Here is a 16121-nt window from a genome sequence, read left to right as displayed (position 1 = left end):
TTCCCTAGGTCCTGACTCTAGATATGCCGTTGTTCATCCATCGAGTCATGCAGGACACGAACAACGAAGATGTCATTACCTTCAATGAGGTAATAAATCATATGACGGTTGTGATGGTGGCAACACATGCCGGGATGCAGAAAACCGACATCCCGCCCTATGTGTGGCGAATGGGCAAGGGTGTGCAGGCAGTCGCGTAAAGACAGAAAATAGTCAGTGGCCTGTTGTGCGCCAAATGTTTCGTGGGAATATCTATATATCCCCTCAAGATCCTCGTCCGCCTTTCGCGAAAGGATGTAGTTAGCCATCCGTCAGCTTCTTGCGGGTCTCCTGCAAAATGTCTTCTGCCGTGCGGGGGCTGCGACCGCTGCCAAGCCCCTCATTAAGCGCCGCCTTCAGCAATTTTTGTCTGCGTTGGTCCTGCCGGATCAAATCGCGAATATAGTCGCTTGAACTTGCGTATTCGCCCTGTTCAATCTGGCTTTCGACCCATTCGCGCATCAGATCGGGCAGGGATACATTCATTGTTGCCATGAAAACCTCCATTGTCAGTCTTTGGCAAATTATGCCAAATATTGCCAAATTCGTCTACGGTCGATCATCCTGAGCAACGCAGACTTCCGATCTCGCCATCGCTTATGCTGTTGTTTTATGGCAAATGAACACAGCCCTTGTGATCAAGGGACCAAGCCTTTAATAATTGCGCGGCTTTGGGTGGTCATGCCCCATGCCATGACTAGACCCGTGACGTCATCGCCGCAAATTCCGTCAAACAGGCCCCGTTTATGAAGAACCAGATTCCCAATCTGCTGACTTTGTCGCGCATCATCGTGATCCCGGCACTGGTCGCATCGTTTTACATTGATGGCCCCATCGGGAACTGGATCGGCTTTGCCCTGTTTGCCTTTGCCGGTGTGACGGACTTCTTTGACGGTTATCTGGCGCGCTCGATGAATGTGGTTTCCCCACTCGGGCGCTTCCTTGATCCGATTGCCGACAAGCTGCTGGTTGCTGCGGCCCTGATGATGATGGTGTCCTTTGAACGCATCGCCGGTCTTGCCGTCCTTCCGGCCGTGGTGATCATGTGCCGCGAAATCATGGTCTCCGGCCTGCGCGAACATCTGGCCGAACTCAAGGTGCCGCTGCCGGTCACGGTTCTTGCCAAATGGAAAACCACGGCACAGATTTTGGCCATTGGTTTCCTTCTGGTTGGCGATGCCTCGCCCGATCTGATCCCCTCGATCCTGATTGGTGATATCCTGCTGTGGATTGCCGGGATCGTTACGGTTCAGACCGGCTATATTTATCTGCGCACCGGCCTGAAACATCTCGACTAATTATTGCAACCGGGGACAGCTGTGATGGCACGCGTTTCTGTTCAGCAACATGATTTTGACCCGGGTGCCGAACTGTCGGCCCTGACTGATGGGCGCACCGATATCGGGGCTGCGGTCAGTTTTGTTGGTCTGGTGCGTGATATTCACGGTGGGGAAAATGTTTCGGCCCTGACGCTTGATCACTATCCGGGCATGACCGAACGCGAACTGGAAAAGATCGCCGATGAGGCCGCCACCCGCTGGCCGCTCGATGACATCCGCATCGTTCATCGCTTTGGCCGTATGTTGCCCGGCGAACGCATCGTTCTGGTGATTGTTCTTTCCGCCCATCGCCGTGCGGCGTTTGAGGCCTGCGACTTCATCATGGATTTCCTCAAGACCCGCGCGCCGTTCTGGAAACGCGAAGAAACCCCGGACGGTGGCGACAAGTGGGTCGCGGCAAAGGCATCTGATGATGCCGATGCCGACCGTTGGAAATAACGGCGTCCGGTCAGACGAACTTCACCAGGATCGAGACCAGTTTCGCAAGCCCCTGCTGCAGGGCTGCGGCATCATTGACCTGCTGGCGCAGTTTCGCCATTTCCGCGACATCCGCATCATCAACCTGTTTGGCATTATCAAGCTGCTTGGCCTGAAGCGATGTAAGCAGACTTGCGGCCTTATCCAGCTCCGGTTTGGACTTCAGTTTCTGGTCAATCGTCGCGTTCTGATAGGTCGCGGCGGCATCAGCGTAGGCTTGCTGCGCATCGGCGATCAGCTGTCCGAGTGTTTGCGTCATGATGATGGTCTCCCTGATATCTAGTTGGTGGCGGTTTCAAGCAGGGCCGTGCCCTGTGTCGCAAGTTCCGCCGGGCTCAGCTTGCCGATCTGATCGGCAAGTTTGATGCCGTCTTCAACCGCTGCGATTAATGATACCATATCAAGCTTGGCATAGTTGTCGATCTGGCCCTGCAACTTATTGCCCAGTGCCAAGGCGGTGACAAAGGCCCGCAGGGTATCGGCCTGCATCGCACTTTCATCAGCAATCAGGTCGTTCCAGCGCTGCCACCAGGCCTGCACCAGAAGCTTCTCGGCCTCGGGGTTGTTGTGCTCCTGGGTTTTGATCTGATTAAGCTCGGCAATCAGGGTGCCGCGCCGGGTGACAAATTGCGGCGGGGTCTTTGCGAAATCCGTGCTGATGGTGGCTAGTTGCTTGCGCAGTTTTTCAAGGATCGGGCCCGATTGCGTCACCGCCGATGCGCCCAGTGCCGATCCGGCCTCGATATTGTCAAAGATCGCAACGAACTGCTGATACTGGCTACGCAGGTCTTTAAGCGTGTCCTGCCATTGCCGCGCGACATCGGGGTCAATCTTCACCGCATCGGGATCAAGCAGGGTATCGATATTGGCCGCCGTGACCTTGCCGGTGAAGGCTTCGATATTGGCAACGAATGCGCGTTGCTTTGCGCTGTCGGATTTCGGGAAGGGTGCGAACTGGGTGCTATAGGCCGCATCATAATGATCGAACGCCTGCTCGGTCGCGCTGCCGAATTGGGTGACCGAAAGTTTCAGCGTCTCGGCCTTCTGGCTGCAGGCTGCAAGCAGGGTGATCGCGCCGATCAGAAAACTGCGACGCATAAATTGTATGAGGATTGAAAAGGTCATATCGCCCCCGTCTGATGATTTTGCCCGATCGGGCATCAGGTTTCAGACGGGGGCGGGATCAGTTTGTGATCTGTGCGGGCTGATTGTTTGATGAAAACGAATAATCGATCTGATTATTTGCTTAACATGAAGAGTGCCTGGTTGCCCAAAAAGTTGGAAAACCGGGTCTGGCTACCAAGGCTAAGCTTCGATCCGGCCTCATTCAAAACCATCGATCGCTCGATGGTCAGATTCATTTCCTTGCACAGCTCAACAAAGTCCAAAACCGTGCAGAAATGGATGTTTGGCGTCTCGTACCACATGATCGGAAGGTTGGGGTTCTGCGGCATACGGCCCTTGAACATCAGATCAAGCCGCGCGCGCCAATGTCCGAAATTCGGGAAGGACACAATCGCCTTGTTGCCAATACGCAGCAACTCCGACAGCACCTCTTTCGGGCGCTGGGTCGCCTGCAAAGTCTGGCTGAGGATGGCGTAGTCAAATGCGCCGTCAGGATAATCTGCCAGATCGCGATCGGCATCGCCCTGCATCACCGGCAAACCTTGCGCGACACAGTTGCGCACACCTTCGTTGGACAGCTCAAGCCCGCGGCCATCAACCTTTTTGGTGCGGGTGAGATAGCCCAGAAGTTCGCCGTCGCCGCACCCGATATCAAGCACGCGCGTGCCCGGTTCGATCATGTCGGCGATCAGCTGCAGGTCGACACGGATACGATCACTATGCGCCAGATTGGCTGCACTGTTTGAAGCAGTCTCATTCATGATTATCTCAGCCCCCGGCCTTCGGCGGCACCTTCGATGAAGCCACTCAGAACCATGTGGAAATCCGGTTCATCAAGCAGGAACGCGTCATGGCCCTTGTCACTTTCGATCTCGACACAGCTGACATTGCACGATGCGGCATTGAGCGCATGGGCAACGATGCGGCTTTCGGCGGTGGTAAAGCACCAGTCACTGGAAAACGACACGACACAGAACCTAGTCTTGCAGCCCTGAAACGCCTCGGCCAGCCGCCCGTCATATTCAAGCGACAGATCGAAATAATCCATCGCACGCGTGATATAGAGATAGCTGTTGGCATCAAACCGGTCGACGAAGCTTTTGCCCTGATGGCGCAGATAGCTTTCGACCTGGAAATCCTGATCGAAGCTATAGGTGATCGCACCCCGGTTTTGCAGCTTGCGGCCGAATTTGCGATGAAGGGCCGGCTGCGACAAATAGGTAATGTGCGCGGTCATGCGCGCAACAGCTAGGCCACGCGACGGTTTCTTGCCTTCCAGCAGGTAATTGCCCCCGCACCAGTCCGGATCGGCCATGACGGCCTGACGCCCGACTTCGTGGAAGGCGATGTTTTGGGCCGAATGGCGGAACGAGGTCGCAATCGGGGCAGCGGCATAGACGCGCTCCGGATAGCTTTTGCACCATTCGAGAACCTGCATGCCGCCCATCGACCCGCCAATGACGGCAAACAGCATGTCGATGCCAAGCGCATCAATCAGCATGGTTTGGGCGCGCACCATATCGGCAATGGTGATGACCGGGAAATCAAGACCCCATGGCTTGCCGGTTTCCGGATTGATTTCCTTGGGGCCGCTGCTGCCAAGGCAGCCGCCAATGACGTTGCTGCAGATCACGAAATACTTGTCGGTATCAATGATCTTGCCGGGCCCGACAATCTCGGACCACCAGCCTTCCTTGCCGGTGATCGGATGGACTTCATCGGCAACATACTGATCACCCGTCAGGGCATGGCAGACAAGAATCGCGTTTGATTTATCCGCGTTCAGTTCGCCGTAGGTCTGATAGGCAAGGGTGAAGGGACCGAATTCCACACCGCTATCAAGGCGCAGCTTTTCCGTTTCGCCGAGCACCATATGGTGGCCTGGAAGCGGGGGGCGCTTTTCTGTGTTGGTCGCGGTGGACATGAATGGCGGTTTCCTTGGTTTTTTGATGGTTTCTCGCTCAAACCGGCTTTTCGCGAGCGACGCGAAGTCGGGTTTGGTGGAAATTCCTTAACCCTAGCTATGAAGCAGAGCCGGGGTTAGTCAATCTTTTCTTTGCATTTCTGCGGCCCTGTCCTAATACTGTGCGCCGTTCAAAAGAAGAGTAGATTATGGCGTTAGAGCACCTTGCATCAAGTCGACTACATTCTGCCGAGGACAGCATTTTGTCTGGCAAGAAGATGCGTGCAGGGCGTAGCGGAGCTACGGGCAAGTGCTTCGACGCAGCCGGGCGGAATGCTGTCCCGGCCCGCAGGGTTTGCTTTTGGCGGGGTTTCGCTACGTCACACCCCTTGGACGATGCGCCGCATCGACCTGCGAGCTGTTCCTTGCCAAACCGCACGCCAAAAACAAACAGAATGGAGCCGACTTGATGGAAGGTGCTCTGAACGATAAAAATTTGGCAAATCTTGACCTGGATGAGCTGCGCGGAGAGATCGATGAAATCGATCAGGCGCTGCAGTCGCTGATCATTCGCCGGACCAAGGTTGTGCAGGCTGTCGGGGCCTATAAGGACCGTGTGATCGCAGCGGGTGGCAAGGTCAAGGTGCCTTATCGCCCGGCACGTGAAGCCCGCATCATGCGCACCCTTGTTGACCGCCATGAAGGTGCCTTCCCGAAAACCGCCCTGATTCAGATCTGGCGCGAGATGATCGCGGCCGGAACACGTCTTGAAGCGCCGTATACGGTGGCCCTTTGCCGTAATGCCGATGGGGTGGATTGCTGGGAGTTAGCACGCCTGAATTTCGGTTGCCTGAACGAGATTATCGAGTTCGATACCCCGCGCGAAGCCTTTGGCGCGCTTGAGGAAGGTCGGGCTGCGGTCGGAGTCTTCCCCAAACCCGAACTGGGCGAAGCCATGCCATGGTGGACCAACCTGACGGCGCAAAGCGCAGTTCGTGTCGTGTCCAAATTGCCGTTTGGCGGGCGTCCTGTCGGACGTGGTGAGACGACCGAGGGTTTTGTGCTGGCTGCGATTGAGCTTGAAGACAGCGGCGATGACCGGACTCTGTTTGTTGTCAGCCTGTCGAAAGAGATTTCGATGGATACCGTGCGCAAAAAAATTGCGGATGGCATCGACGGATCGGTAATCCTTGGCTTTTCTGATGATACGGACGCAGATCGGCGTTTTGTGCTTGTTGATGTGCCGGGATTCTTTTGTAATCGCGCCGATGCGTTTCAGGCGACCCTGGATGCGCAGGGCCTTCGCCCCGAAAGTTTGCGGGTGGTTGGCGCCTATGCCGTGCCGATCGCCGAAGATGCACTGAGTTAATATGCTAGGCAGGCCAAGATTGGCCGCCATTTCCCTTGGGAGAACTACCTGATGTCTGCGCCCACCCCACGCCCCGGAATTCTTGATATTGCCCCCTATAAAGGCGGCAAATCCAGTGCTGACAGTGCTCAGCGCGTGATCAAGCTGTCATCAAACGAAGGTGCCCTTGGCCCGAGCCCCAAGGCCATGGAAGCGCTTCGTAATTCGGCGACCCGTTTGCATCGTTATCCGGATGGCGGCTGCGATATCCTGCGCCACAAACTGGCAGAGAAATACGGCCTTGAGTTCGATCAGCTTGTCTGCGGCAACGGGTCGGATGAAATCCTGACGCTTCTGATCCGTGCCTATGCCGGTCCGGGCGATGAGGTTCTGTATTCCGAACACGGGTTCCTGATGTATCCGATCGCGACCATGGGCGTTGGTGCGACCCCGGTTACCGCCAAAGAAACCAACATGACCACTGATGTTGACGCGCTTTTGGCCGCGGTTACCGACAAGACCAAGATTGTCTTTGTTGCCAACCCGAACAACCCGACAGGCACCTATATTACCGACGCTGAAATGAAGCGCCTGCGCGATGGTCTGCGTGATGACATCGTTCTGGTGGTTGATGCGGCCTATGCCGAATTCATGACCGGTCAGGAAGATTATTCCGCGGGTGAGGAGCTTGTGAAAGCGGGCAACAACACAGTGATGACCCGTACATTTTCCAAGATCTATGGTCTTGGTGGTATTCGTCTGGGTTGGTGCTATGCGCCGCCGGCGATTGCCGATGTGTTGCATCGTTTGCGCAACCCGTTCAACGTGCCGCTGCCGACCCAGGAAGCTGGTGTTGCCGCCCTTGATGACGATGATTTCGTCAATGAATGCGTGCGCCACAATGCCGAAACGCTGTCGTGGTTCCGCGACGAGATCAATGCGATCGCGGGCCTTAAGGCACATCCGAGCTACGGCAACTTCGTTCTCGTCGAATTCCCGGCGGAGGAAGGCAAGAACGCCGATGCCGCCAATGATTTCATGATGGCCCGTGGCGTGATCCCGCGCAAAATCGGTGCCTATGGCCTGCCGCAGATGCTTCGTATCTCTATCGGTACGAAGGAAGAAATGGAAATCTGCCTTCAGGCCATCAAAGACTTTGTGAACGCTTAAAATGACCAATACTGCATCCCAACCGCTGTTTGAAACAGTCGCCTTTATCGGCATGGGCCTGATCGGCTCATCCATGGCGCGTCGCATCAAGCGCGACGGCCTTGCCAACAAAATCACCTGTGCGGTGCGCTCGGAAGCGACCCGTGACCGGGTGCTTGAACTTGGTATTGCCGATGAAGCCTATTGCGACATCAAGGACGCGGTTGGTGATGCGGATCTGGTCATGGTCTGTGCACCGGTTGGTGCCAATGAAACCATTGGCGCGCAACTGACCGGTGTGCTGAAGAAGGGTGCGATTGTTTCCGACGTCGGGTCGGTCAAACAGTCCGTCATTCGCGACATTGCGCCGCATCTTGATGAAGGTGTTCATTTCGTGCCCGGTCACCCGCTGGCCGGGACCGAGCATTCCGGTCCGGATTCCGGTTTCCCGGAACTGTTTGAAGAACGCTGGTGCATCCTGACCCCGGTTCCGGGTGAAAGCGAAGACGCGGTCGCCAAGGTCAAGGCGCTTTGGGAAGCCTGTGGCATGCATGTCGAATGCATGGATGCGGATCATCATGACCGTATCCTTGGCATTACATCGCACCTGCCGCACCTGATTGCCTACACGATTGTTGGCACCGCCACCGATCTTGAAGATGCGCTGCGTCAGGAAGTGATCAAGTTTTCCGCAACCGGTTTCCGTGACTTCACCCGTATTGCTGCATCTGATCCGACCATGTGGCGCGATGTGTTCCTGAACAACCGCGAAGCGGTTCTCGAAGTGCTGGGTCGCTTTCAGGAAGACCTGATGGCGCTTCAGCGCGCCATTCGCTGGGGCGAGGGTGACAAGCTGTTTGATCTGTTTACCCGTACCCGTGAAATTCGTCGTGGCATTGTCGATGCCGGCCAGTATTTCACCAATTTCTCGGCCGAGGGTGAAGACCGCAAAAGCGATGAAAAAGCCAAGAAGAAGCCTGCCGAATAAGATGATGATGCCCGACTTTCCGGGATAACCCGACGGACAACAGCCCCACATGTTGCACTGTCCGGTCCAAGGGGATTGAAATGTCTGCCACCAACCACGCCGCCCTGACGCGGTTCATGCCGTTCGTCTTTGTGTTCCTGTGGAGCACGGGCTTTGTGGGCGCCAAATTTGGTCTGCCCTATGCAGATCCGTTCGTTTTCCTGTTTGTTCGCTTTGTCATCGTCCTGATCCTGATGATCCCGGTCATCTTTTTGATGGGGGCGAAATGGCCAAAAACCTGGCGCGAGGCCGGCCATATCGGCACCACCGGGGTGTTGGTGCATGGGGTTTATCTTGGCGGGGTGTTCTGGGCGATTGATACCGGGCTTCCGGCCGGGCTGGCGGCCCTGATCGTTGGTCTGCAGCCGGTTGTCACAGCATCGGTCGTCGGATCGCTTTTGGGCGAACGGGTATCCATGCGCCAGTGGGGCGGGTTGATCCTTGGCCTGATTGGGGTGGCATTGGTTCTGTTGCCCAAGATTGGCGATGGCATTGGCATTACGCCGTTTGGCATCGGATTGGCGGTGGCGGCCCTGTTTGGCATGACGGCGGGCACGCTTTATCAAAAGCGCTTCTGCACGGGTATGGAACTTATGAGCGGCACGGTCGTGCAATATGTGGCCGCCAGTGTCTTTGTCGGGATCATCGCGCTGTTCAAGGAGCCGCTGACGGTTGAATGGAGCATGGACTTCATTCTGGCGATGGCGTGGCTGGTGCTGGTGCTTTCCATCGGGGCGATCATGCTTTTGATGGTTTTGATCAAGCAGGGCGAAGCCACCCGTGTGGCCAGCATGTTCTATCTTGTGCCGCCCACAGCAGCGTTCTTTGCCTGGCTTCTGTTTGACGAGCAACTTGGTGTTCTTGGCTTTGCCGGATTTGCAATTGCCGCCCTTGGGGTGGCATTGGTGATCATGAAGCGATAGGGTCCAAACTCATTCACATGACCGTCCCGGCAACTGATATGAGAGAAAAAACAAGGAAAATTCCGCAGAACGAGGTGATCCCCGGTCAAGGGATTTGACGTAGAGGTTTTCTCTCATATCAGTTGTCCTTCGGATCCCCCGGATTGGCACGGGCTATTTTGTCGCAAAATCTTGAAAGATGTAGATCTTCCTGCGATTTTGCTCCGCATATCCGCACAAATCCGGGAGACCGGGTCGATCATGTGAATGAGTTTGGACCCTGTTTCCCGTAAACCAATTAATCAAATCAGCAGCAAAGCTGTCGGAGGAAAGTTTGACGGACGCCCGCGAAAAATGGGTTTTTGGATATGGTTCGCTTCTGTGGCGGCCCGGCTTTGATTTTGCCGAGTGCGCGCGTGCGCTGCTGCCCGGCTATCACCGGTCGTTCTGTATCTATTCCCATCATTACCGCGGCACACCGGAAAACCCGGGGCTGGTTCTTGGCCTGAATGAAGGCGGGGAATGTGTCGGCAACGCGTTTCGCATCACCCCGGAAAACTGGTCAAAGGTGAAGGCCTATCTTGATGAGCGCGAGCTTGTCACCAACACCTATATCCCGGCTGATGTCGAGGTCGAGCTTGCCGACGGCCGCAAGGTGATCGCGCATACCTATGTCGCCGATCCAAGCCACGAGCAATATGCGGGCAACCTGCCTGTGCGCACAGCCGTCGAGATCATCGTGGCAGCACATGGCAGTGTCGGGCCGAACCTTGAATATCTCGAAAACACAGTCAGCCATCTTGATGAAATGGGCATCGTTGATCCGCCCCTGCATGATCTGATGGATCTGGTCCGCCGCGAATATGGCGAGATCAATATGGGAGCAGGCATCTGATGAGCCAATCAAACGGAACGACGGTTGCTGCCGGTCAGACCGGATCGCAGACGCCGATGACGGTGGCCTATCTGATGCTGGTCGCCTGTTCGCTGATGTGGGGATCCAACCACGTTGTGGCGCGCGGGATCAATGAAACCGTGCCGTTCGAAGCGCTGTCATTCTGGCGCTGGATCGTGGCGCTGTGTTTGTTGCTGCCGTTCTGTTTCAAGTATCTGGCGCGCGATCTGCGCATCATGGCCGAACATAAACTGTCGATGTTTCTGATCGGCTTTACCGGCGTGTTTCTGTTTTCGGTGGTGATTTATCTGGCGGCCTATAACACGACGGCGGTCAATACCGGGCTTTTGAATGCGACCACACCGATCTGGGTGCTGCTGTTTGCGGCCCTTCTGACCGCAGACAAGCCACGGCTTGGTCAATGGCTGGGCGTGTTGGTGGCCGGGGCGGGGACCGCAACCATCATTGCCAAGGGCGATCCATCGGTTTTTGCCAGAATGGACTTCGTTCTGGGGGATGTGTTGGCGATGTTGTCCGCCATGGTGTGGGCGGCCTATTCGATGTTTCTCAAGCGCGCGCCCAAGGGTGTGCATCCGCTAAGTCTGGTGTTTGTTTCAGCCCTGATCGGTTTGTGTTTCCTGACCCCGCTTTATATCTGGTCGCTTGTGGTCGATGGAAAGCCGTTCTTTACCAGTCTTGATACGGTCTGGCCGGATATGCTCAAGATTTTCTATATCGGGGCGGGACCGGCATTCCTGGGTTACATGTTCTGGAACCGGGGCGTTTCGATGGTTGGTCCAGCCAAGGCCGGGGTATTCATGTATCTGATCCCGGTCTGTTCAAGCGGCCTTGCAATCGCCTTTCTGGGTGAGGCGCTGCATCTTTATCATCTGGCGGGGATCGTTCTGATCGTCTCGGGCATCTGGCTTGTGACCCGCAAGAAGACAGAGCGTGTTCGCGTTACTAAGCCCTAGAGCGTTCGAGGTATGAAAAAGGCCCGCGCACCAGATGGTGTCGCGGGCCTTTTTGTTTGCGGAAACGCTGTATGCAGGTGGTTTACGATACCTTGTCGTTGCTTGTGTCTTTGACAGGGGTGACGCCGAGTTGCGCGTCTTCTTGTTCCTGCTTTGCGTCAATGTCATCAGAGGTCAGCATCGGCAGCTGGAATTCAGCCTGTGCTTCGGCCTCGAGCTCGCGCGTGCGGGTATCGATGCGGTTCTTGATTTCCTTCATGAAGGTCTTGCGATCAAGGCCCGGTTCCATGGCGGGCAGGAATTCCATGGTGATCCGGCCACCATATTTCATGAAGCTGTCGCGGCCCCAGAACATGCCGGAATTAAGCGCGACGGGAATGACCTTGGTATCGGGGAAGGCCTTATAAAGCGCAAAAATACCCGGGTGATACGGGCGGTTGGAGCCCGGTGGGGTGCGGGTGCCTTCGGGGAAAATGATCACCTGACGATTTTCCTCAAGCGCCTTTGCCGCCTCCGTGATCATGTCTTTAAGCGCTTGGCTGCCAGCTGATCGATCCACCGCGATCTGACCTGAGAGGATCAGGAACTGTCCAACCAGCGGAATGCGGGTGAGTTCCTTTTTCAGGATGTAGGCCGGATCGGTGACCACCGTATGGAAGGTCAGGGTTTCCCACGCAGACTGATGCTTGGCAACAATGATGCAGGGGCCTTCTGGCAGGTTTTCCAGGCCGGTGAAGCGTTTGCGCATGCCAACCGAATAGCGTAGTGCCAGCTGGGTCAGCCGACACCAGGCATGCCCAACAAACTGGTTGGCCTTGCGACCACATACCATTAACGGCAGCAGAACGATGCACAAGACAGCCGTTCCGCCGAAAAACAACACGTTAAATAGTAACGCGCGCAGAGCAATCATTCAGACAAAATCCTTCGTAGGTCCCGACCCTTAATATCCGGTGTTTTGTAACAGCAATATGACGATCAGAAAATGCCGATTGTTCAGCCATCCTTGCCCGTAACGTTTGATGCGGAATAGTCATCAAGGTCGGGGGCGTCATCTGGCTGGTCATCAAATACGCCGCCGGGGCTGCGCAGGGCCGCCCGATCACCATCGGGCAACCAGTTGAGCAGCGTGTTGCGCAGGCTGGCGAAGACGTATTTGTTATATTCGCTGGCAATGAGTGCGGTGCTGCCCGGGAAGCGCCACCAGTTGTCGATCTTGACGTTATCGGGGAAGACCGGATGGGCGACGATTTCGACATCGGGCATCAGGCTTTTGAATTCCAGAAGCGAGCGCGGCATATGGTAGTTGGCCGTGACAATGCGCAGGCTTTTATAGCCTTCCTCATACATCCAGACTGCGGTTTCAATCGCGTTGCCCCGGGTGTTTTCCGCAACATGGCCAAGAACCACACAGCAGGCAATCAGGCGCGGGTCGGATTTACCAACAGACAGCAACTCATCAACTTCGACGCCGCGATAGACACCCGATATGAAAAGCTTGTCGGCAAGGCCACGCACCAGAAGACGGCGGCCTTCGGAAAGCCGTTCGCTGCCGCCGGTCAGAACCACGATGGCATCGGTGCGCTGGTTGGTGTTGTCGACGGTTTTCGGGATGTAATCGACATACCAGATGAACCCGGCCGCCCAGATCAGCCCGCAGAAAATCAGTGCGGAAAGCAAGAAGCGAAACCGACGGAAACGGCGACGATGTTGCACACTAAGCGGCGGCTTGTTCATGGATGCGTGCCTGAATAGGGGCGATCTGGCATGAATTCGGATCTCCTCAAAGGGCAAAGAGGGCCAAGGCCATGGTCCCGAAAGGGAAGTGGTGACAACCGACTATACGAAGACCATCAACGGGTTACAACATCCGGTGTAGGACACGCAGAACGGTTCGGGTTGCCGTGATGCCAGCCACCATCGCAACGATGAAGGGAATGGCGACAATCAGGCCGATGAAGGTGGGGCTTAGAACAAGGGATGGCACCGGCCAGCCCGCACGCATGCCAAGCCAACCGATGAGGGCAGAGACCGGAAGCGCGATCAGAAGACCGATCAGCGCGCCAAAGAAGGCAAGTCGCTGGTTATGGCGGCCAAATTGGCGGGCAATATAGCCATCCTGCGCACCGATCAGATGCAGCAGTTCAATGATGCGATGATGGATCGAAAGGCCCGATCGGGTGGCAAAGACGACCGAGAGCATGGTCGCGGCAAACAGCACGACAATCAAAAGCGCAAGGGCCAGTTCCACGGAAAAGGCGACATCGGCAATGCGTTCGATCCAGATGCGGTGATCATCGAGCACGGCCTCGGGCGCGATCACGCCCAGACGGCTTTCAAGCGCATCATAGTTAAACCCGGTTTCCGGCGTGATTTCGATGATACGCGGAATGGGCAGTTCACTAACGACCTCGTCCGGGCCAAGCCAGGGTTCAAGCAGGGCCGCCATGGTATCGGGGCTGAGTTCCTCGATCCTTGCGATGCCGGGCAGGGTGGAGACCTGTTCGATGATGCTGTCGACCGTCCCCTGCAGGGCGGCTTCGCGTTCGGCGGGGGATCGGTTGGCAAGTTCGGTCGGCGGGACCTGGATCGACAGGCTGCCTTCGATCTGACCGGACCATTGACCGACACTGTCATGCAGGGCGGCGAGGCCTACGATCGAGAAGGTCAGAAGCGCCACCATCAGGGCGACGATGCTCGGCAAGAAGCGCGAGGAAGAATCGCTTTCAAGAGGAAGGTGCGATGGTGGTGCGCGAAATGCCATGATCGTGTGTTGGTCCTGTTGATCCCGTGGTTCAGGAAAGTTCAGTCGCGAATAGGTTTGTCTTAGCCGCTATGGGTGACGTCGTGCAGGGTACCACCTTCGAGCAACCATTGGGTATGGCCAAAGCGGCGCACAAGGTTGCGGTTGTGGGTGGCGATCAGAACGGTGGTGCCGAGCTTGTTGAGCTCTTCAAACAGATAAAGCAAGCGCATGGCGATTCGGTCATCGACGTTGCCGGTCGGCTCATCAGCCAGAAGCAGGGCCGGGCGACCAATGACGGCGCGCGCAATGGCCACGCGCTGTTGCTGCCCGCCAGACAGGCGCGATGGTGGTGCATTGACGTGATCGCCAAGACCCACCCATTCAAGAAGCTCGGTGACGTTTTTGCGAATCTGCAAGTCCTCAACACCGGCCACACGCAGGGGCAGGGCAACATTTTCAAAGGTCGTCAGATGGTTGATCAGGCGGAAATCCTGAAACACGACGCCGATCTTGCGGCGAATCGCGGGCAGTTCTTCGCGCGGGATGCGGATATTGTCGCGTCCGAAAATCGAAATTTCACCGCGTGTCTGGCGCAGTGCCAGATATAAAAGCCGCATCAGGGTCGATTTGCCCGCCCCGGACGCCCCCGTCAGGAAATGAAAACTGCCGCGACTCAGAGAAAAATTGAGGTCGCGCAGGATTTCCGGTCCGGATTCATAGCGGACTCCGACATCCCTGAAACTGACAACGTCGGTCAAAATTCGTGCTCCATCTGGGCCGTGACGGTCGGTACATAGCAGTTTATAACGGTTTTCGTCATCATCGGACAGGGTTGGAAAGTACCGCTGCCATGACAATATCGAAAATGAAATAACCGGTTAGAGCGGTTTGTCATGTGTTTTCGGGGGTGACCCGCAACCCGGTCAGGCGCAGGTTTAAGACCCAAATCCGGGCAGCTTCTGTTATCTGTGCTTAACAGTCTGTTAAATCGCGGCTATTTACATATAGTGTAAGTCTTCACTGACGGCACAGGGGGACCGTCAGTCGCGACCAGCTTCTTGCCTCCCCCCGTGTTTGATGCCGCCGTCATCGATATGCCAGGTTTGCAATGATCATTACTTGCCCAGAGTGTTCCAAGAAATACTCAGTTAAGACAGAAGCAATCGGCCCGAAAGGCCGAACCGTGCGCTGTAAAAGCTGCGGCAATAGCTGGCATCAGGACCCGCCCGGCGCAAAGAAGGCTGCTCCGGCACCAGCACCCGAAAGTGATATCCCGGCCCCGTTTAACGAGGAAGGATCGCTTGGTGCTGATTTCAATGCGGATCAGATGGGCGGTGGGCCGGTTGATCCGGGCTTTGAAGAAGCCGACAAGATCCCTGATCCGCCCCCGATTCCCCAGCAGCTGATTCGCAACAATCCGAAGCCGGAACCCAAAAAGAAAAAGGGTATCGTTGGCTGGATCATCTTCCTGCTGTTGCTTGGCGGTATTGGTGCGGGCGGATATTTCGCCAAGGATCAGATCATCGAGATGTGGCCGCCGATTGCCAAGGTCTATGACATGGTGGGCCTTGATGTGCCCCATGTTGGCGAAGGCCTTGATATTCGCGAATTGCCGCCGACCCGTGAAGAAGAAGACGGGGTTGATGTGCTGGTGGTCCGGGCCGAGATCGTCAATATCAGCGAAGAGCCGCGTGCGCTTCCTTACCTTCTGATCGAGCTGCTTGATCCGCTTGATCGTGTGGTTCAGCGCAAGAAGATGCCGCTGATTTATGATGAGTCACTCGTTTCGACCGGTGCGGAAATGCCGATGGAGCAGCAGATGCTGCCGGTTGGCGAAAGCATGGAAGTCGAAACCAAGATCCGCCGTCCGAACCCGACGGCAACCCGCTTGCAGGTAACGTTCCTTGACCCGCGTGAGGCAATTGAGCCTTAAGCGATCTGGGAATAAACCGAGATATGAGAAAGGCAGCACAGTGCGTGCTGCCTTATACATTGAGAGGCACGAACATTTGCTATGATGTTGGTGCCTCTTTTCACTTGGGAGCCTGCGTATACGCAGGCTCCCGGACCCGTGAGGTGTTGATGCGGCCTTGGACTTTTACGTCCGTAAAAAAGCTGAACACTCACGGCCTCTGGAGGCATTGTCGAACCGCTGGAAGAGCTTTGACGCTCGAGTATAAGGAGGACATTGCCATG

At 56.0% G+C, this 16121-nt stretch carries 19 protein-coding genes; 9 read left to right on the top strand and 10 right to left on the bottom strand.

The window, feature by feature from the left end; translation table 11 throughout:
• Positions 1 to 17: 17 nt before the first annotated feature.
• Positions 18 to 308: a type II toxin-antitoxin system RelE/ParE family toxin gene (locus tag UF64_RS21160; protein ID WP_082049782.1), complete on the bottom strand. Its 291-nt coding sequence runs from the start codon at positions 306 to 308 to the stop codon at positions 18 to 20.
• Positions 301 to 534, bottom strand: a complete 234-nt coding sequence (locus tag UF64_RS13965) for a type II toxin-antitoxin system ParD family antitoxin (protein WP_044829288.1) — start codon at positions 532 to 534, stop codon at positions 301 to 303. The genes UF64_RS21160 and UF64_RS13965 overlap by 8 nt, the downstream gene beginning before the upstream one ends.
• Positions 535 to 785: 251 nt before the next feature.
• On the opposite strand from UF64_RS13965, the gene pgsA reads away from it, so the two are divergent.
• The gene (pgsA, locus tag UF64_RS13960; RefSeq protein WP_044829236.1) at positions 786 to 1337 is read left to right on the top strand and encodes a CDP-diacylglycerol--glycerol-3-phosphate 3-phosphatidyltransferase; all 552 of its coding nucleotides are present in this window, start codon (positions 786 to 788) and stop codon (positions 1335 to 1337) included.
• Between the two features lie 24 nt (positions 1338 to 1361).
• Entirely contained in the window at positions 1362 to 1817 is a 456-nt protein-coding gene (moaE, locus tag UF64_RS13955) for a molybdopterin synthase catalytic subunit MoaE (protein ID WP_044829235.1), read from the top strand.
• 10 nt (positions 1818 to 1827) lie between these two features.
• On the opposite strand, the gene UF64_RS13950 is transcribed toward moaE, so the two are convergent.
• From UF64_RS13950 to UF64_RS13935, 4 genes are all read right to left on the bottom strand, one after another.
• Positions 1828 to 2115 carry a hypothetical protein gene (locus UF64_RS13950; RefSeq protein ID WP_044829234.1) on the bottom strand — a complete coding sequence of 96 codons (288 nt, stop codon included), beginning with the start codon at positions 2113 to 2115 and terminating at the stop codon, positions 1828 to 1830.
• Positions 2116 to 2135: 20 nt separating this feature from the next.
• Positions 2136 to 2954, bottom strand: a complete 819-nt coding sequence (locus UF64_RS13945; RefSeq protein WP_235285071.1) for a hypothetical protein — start codon at positions 2952 to 2954, stop codon at positions 2136 to 2138.
• A 140-nt stretch (positions 2955 to 3094) separates the two neighbouring features.
• On the bottom strand, positions 3095 to 3742 hold the full coding sequence (gene metW / locus UF64_RS13940; RefSeq protein WP_152630695.1) for a methionine biosynthesis protein MetW: 648 nt from the start codon (positions 3740 to 3742) through the stop codon (positions 3095 to 3097).
• A gap of 2 nt (positions 3743 to 3744) precedes the next feature.
• Positions 3745 to 4905, bottom strand: coding sequence for a homoserine O-acetyltransferase (locus UF64_RS13935; RefSeq protein ID WP_044829232.1), 1161 nt, complete (start codon positions 4903 to 4905; stop codon positions 3745 to 3747).
• 475 nt (positions 4906 to 5380) lie between these two features.
• Between UF64_RS13935 and UF64_RS13930 the strand changes: the two genes are divergently transcribed.
• From UF64_RS13930 to UF64_RS13905, 6 genes are all read left to right on the top strand, one after another.
• Positions 5381 to 6253 (top strand): chorismate mutase, encoded by an 873-nt coding sequence (locus UF64_RS13930; RefSeq protein WP_235285070.1) that lies wholly within the window; start codon positions 5381 to 5383, stop codon positions 6251 to 6253.
• A gap of 51 nt (positions 6254 to 6304) precedes the next feature.
• The gene (gene hisC / locus UF64_RS13925) at positions 6305 to 7402 is read left to right on the top strand and encodes a histidinol-phosphate transaminase (protein ID WP_044829231.1); all 1098 of its coding nucleotides are present in this window, start codon (positions 6305 to 6307) and stop codon (positions 7400 to 7402) included.
• A gap of 1 nt (position 7403) precedes the next feature.
• Entirely contained in the window at positions 7404 to 8369 is a 966-nt protein-coding gene (locus tag UF64_RS13920; RefSeq protein ID WP_044829230.1) for a prephenate/arogenate dehydrogenase family protein, read from the top strand.
• 80 nt (positions 8370 to 8449) lie between these two features.
• Positions 8450 to 9331, top strand: coding sequence for a DMT family transporter (locus UF64_RS13915; protein ID WP_044829229.1), 882 nt, complete (start codon positions 8450 to 8452; stop codon positions 9329 to 9331).
• Positions 9332 to 9644: 313 nt separating this feature from the next.
• Positions 9645 to 10205, top strand: coding sequence for a gamma-glutamylcyclotransferase (locus UF64_RS13910; protein WP_044829228.1), 561 nt, complete (start codon positions 9645 to 9647; stop codon positions 10203 to 10205).
• Positions 10205 to 11179: a DMT family transporter gene (locus tag UF64_RS13905; protein WP_044829227.1), complete on the top strand. Its 975-nt coding sequence runs from the start codon at positions 10205 to 10207 to the stop codon at positions 11177 to 11179. Before UF64_RS13910 ends, UF64_RS13905 begins: the two co-directional genes overlap by 1 nt.
• Before the next feature lie 82 nt (positions 11180 to 11261).
• Here UF64_RS13905 and UF64_RS13900 read toward each other — a convergent pair whose 3' ends face one another.
• The 4 genes from UF64_RS13900 to ftsE all read right to left on the bottom strand — a co-directional run bounded on the left by UF64_RS13900 (position 11262) and on the right by ftsE (position 14683).
• The gene (locus tag UF64_RS13900) at positions 11262 to 12092 is read right to left on the bottom strand and encodes a 1-acyl-sn-glycerol-3-phosphate acyltransferase (RefSeq protein WP_044829226.1); all 831 of its coding nucleotides are present in this window, start codon (positions 12090 to 12092) and stop codon (positions 11262 to 11264) included.
• A gap of 83 nt (positions 12093 to 12175) precedes the next feature.
• The gene (locus UF64_RS13895) at positions 12176 to 12916 is read right to left on the bottom strand and encodes a YdcF family protein (protein WP_044829225.1); all 741 of its coding nucleotides are present in this window, start codon (positions 12914 to 12916) and stop codon (positions 12176 to 12178) included.
• Between the two features lie 124 nt (positions 12917 to 13040).
• The gene (locus tag UF64_RS13890) at positions 13041 to 13943 is read right to left on the bottom strand and encodes an ABC transporter permease (protein WP_044829224.1); all 903 of its coding nucleotides are present in this window, start codon (positions 13941 to 13943) and stop codon (positions 13041 to 13043) included.
• Between the two features lie 62 nt (positions 13944 to 14005).
• Positions 14006 to 14683 (bottom strand): cell division ATP-binding protein FtsE, encoded by a 678-nt coding sequence (gene ftsE, locus UF64_RS13885; protein WP_044829285.1) that lies wholly within the window; start codon positions 14681 to 14683, stop codon positions 14006 to 14008.
• A gap of 350 nt (positions 14684 to 15033) precedes the next feature.
• On the opposite strand from ftsE, the gene UF64_RS13880 reads away from it, so the two are divergent.
• Positions 15034 to 15858, top strand: coding sequence for a DUF3426 domain-containing protein (locus UF64_RS13880; protein ID WP_082049778.1), 825 nt, complete (start codon positions 15034 to 15036; stop codon positions 15856 to 15858).
• Positions 15859 to 16121: the final 263 nt, after the last annotated feature.

Origin of the sequence: Thalassospira sp. HJ, assembly GCF_000948415.1 — a bacterium.
Classification (GTDB): domain Bacteria; phylum Pseudomonadota; class Alphaproteobacteria; order Rhodospirillales; family Thalassospiraceae; genus Thalassospira.
The sequence above is the reverse complement of the archived record's forward strand: the minus strand, read 5'-3'. Positions and strand labels throughout refer to the sequence as shown.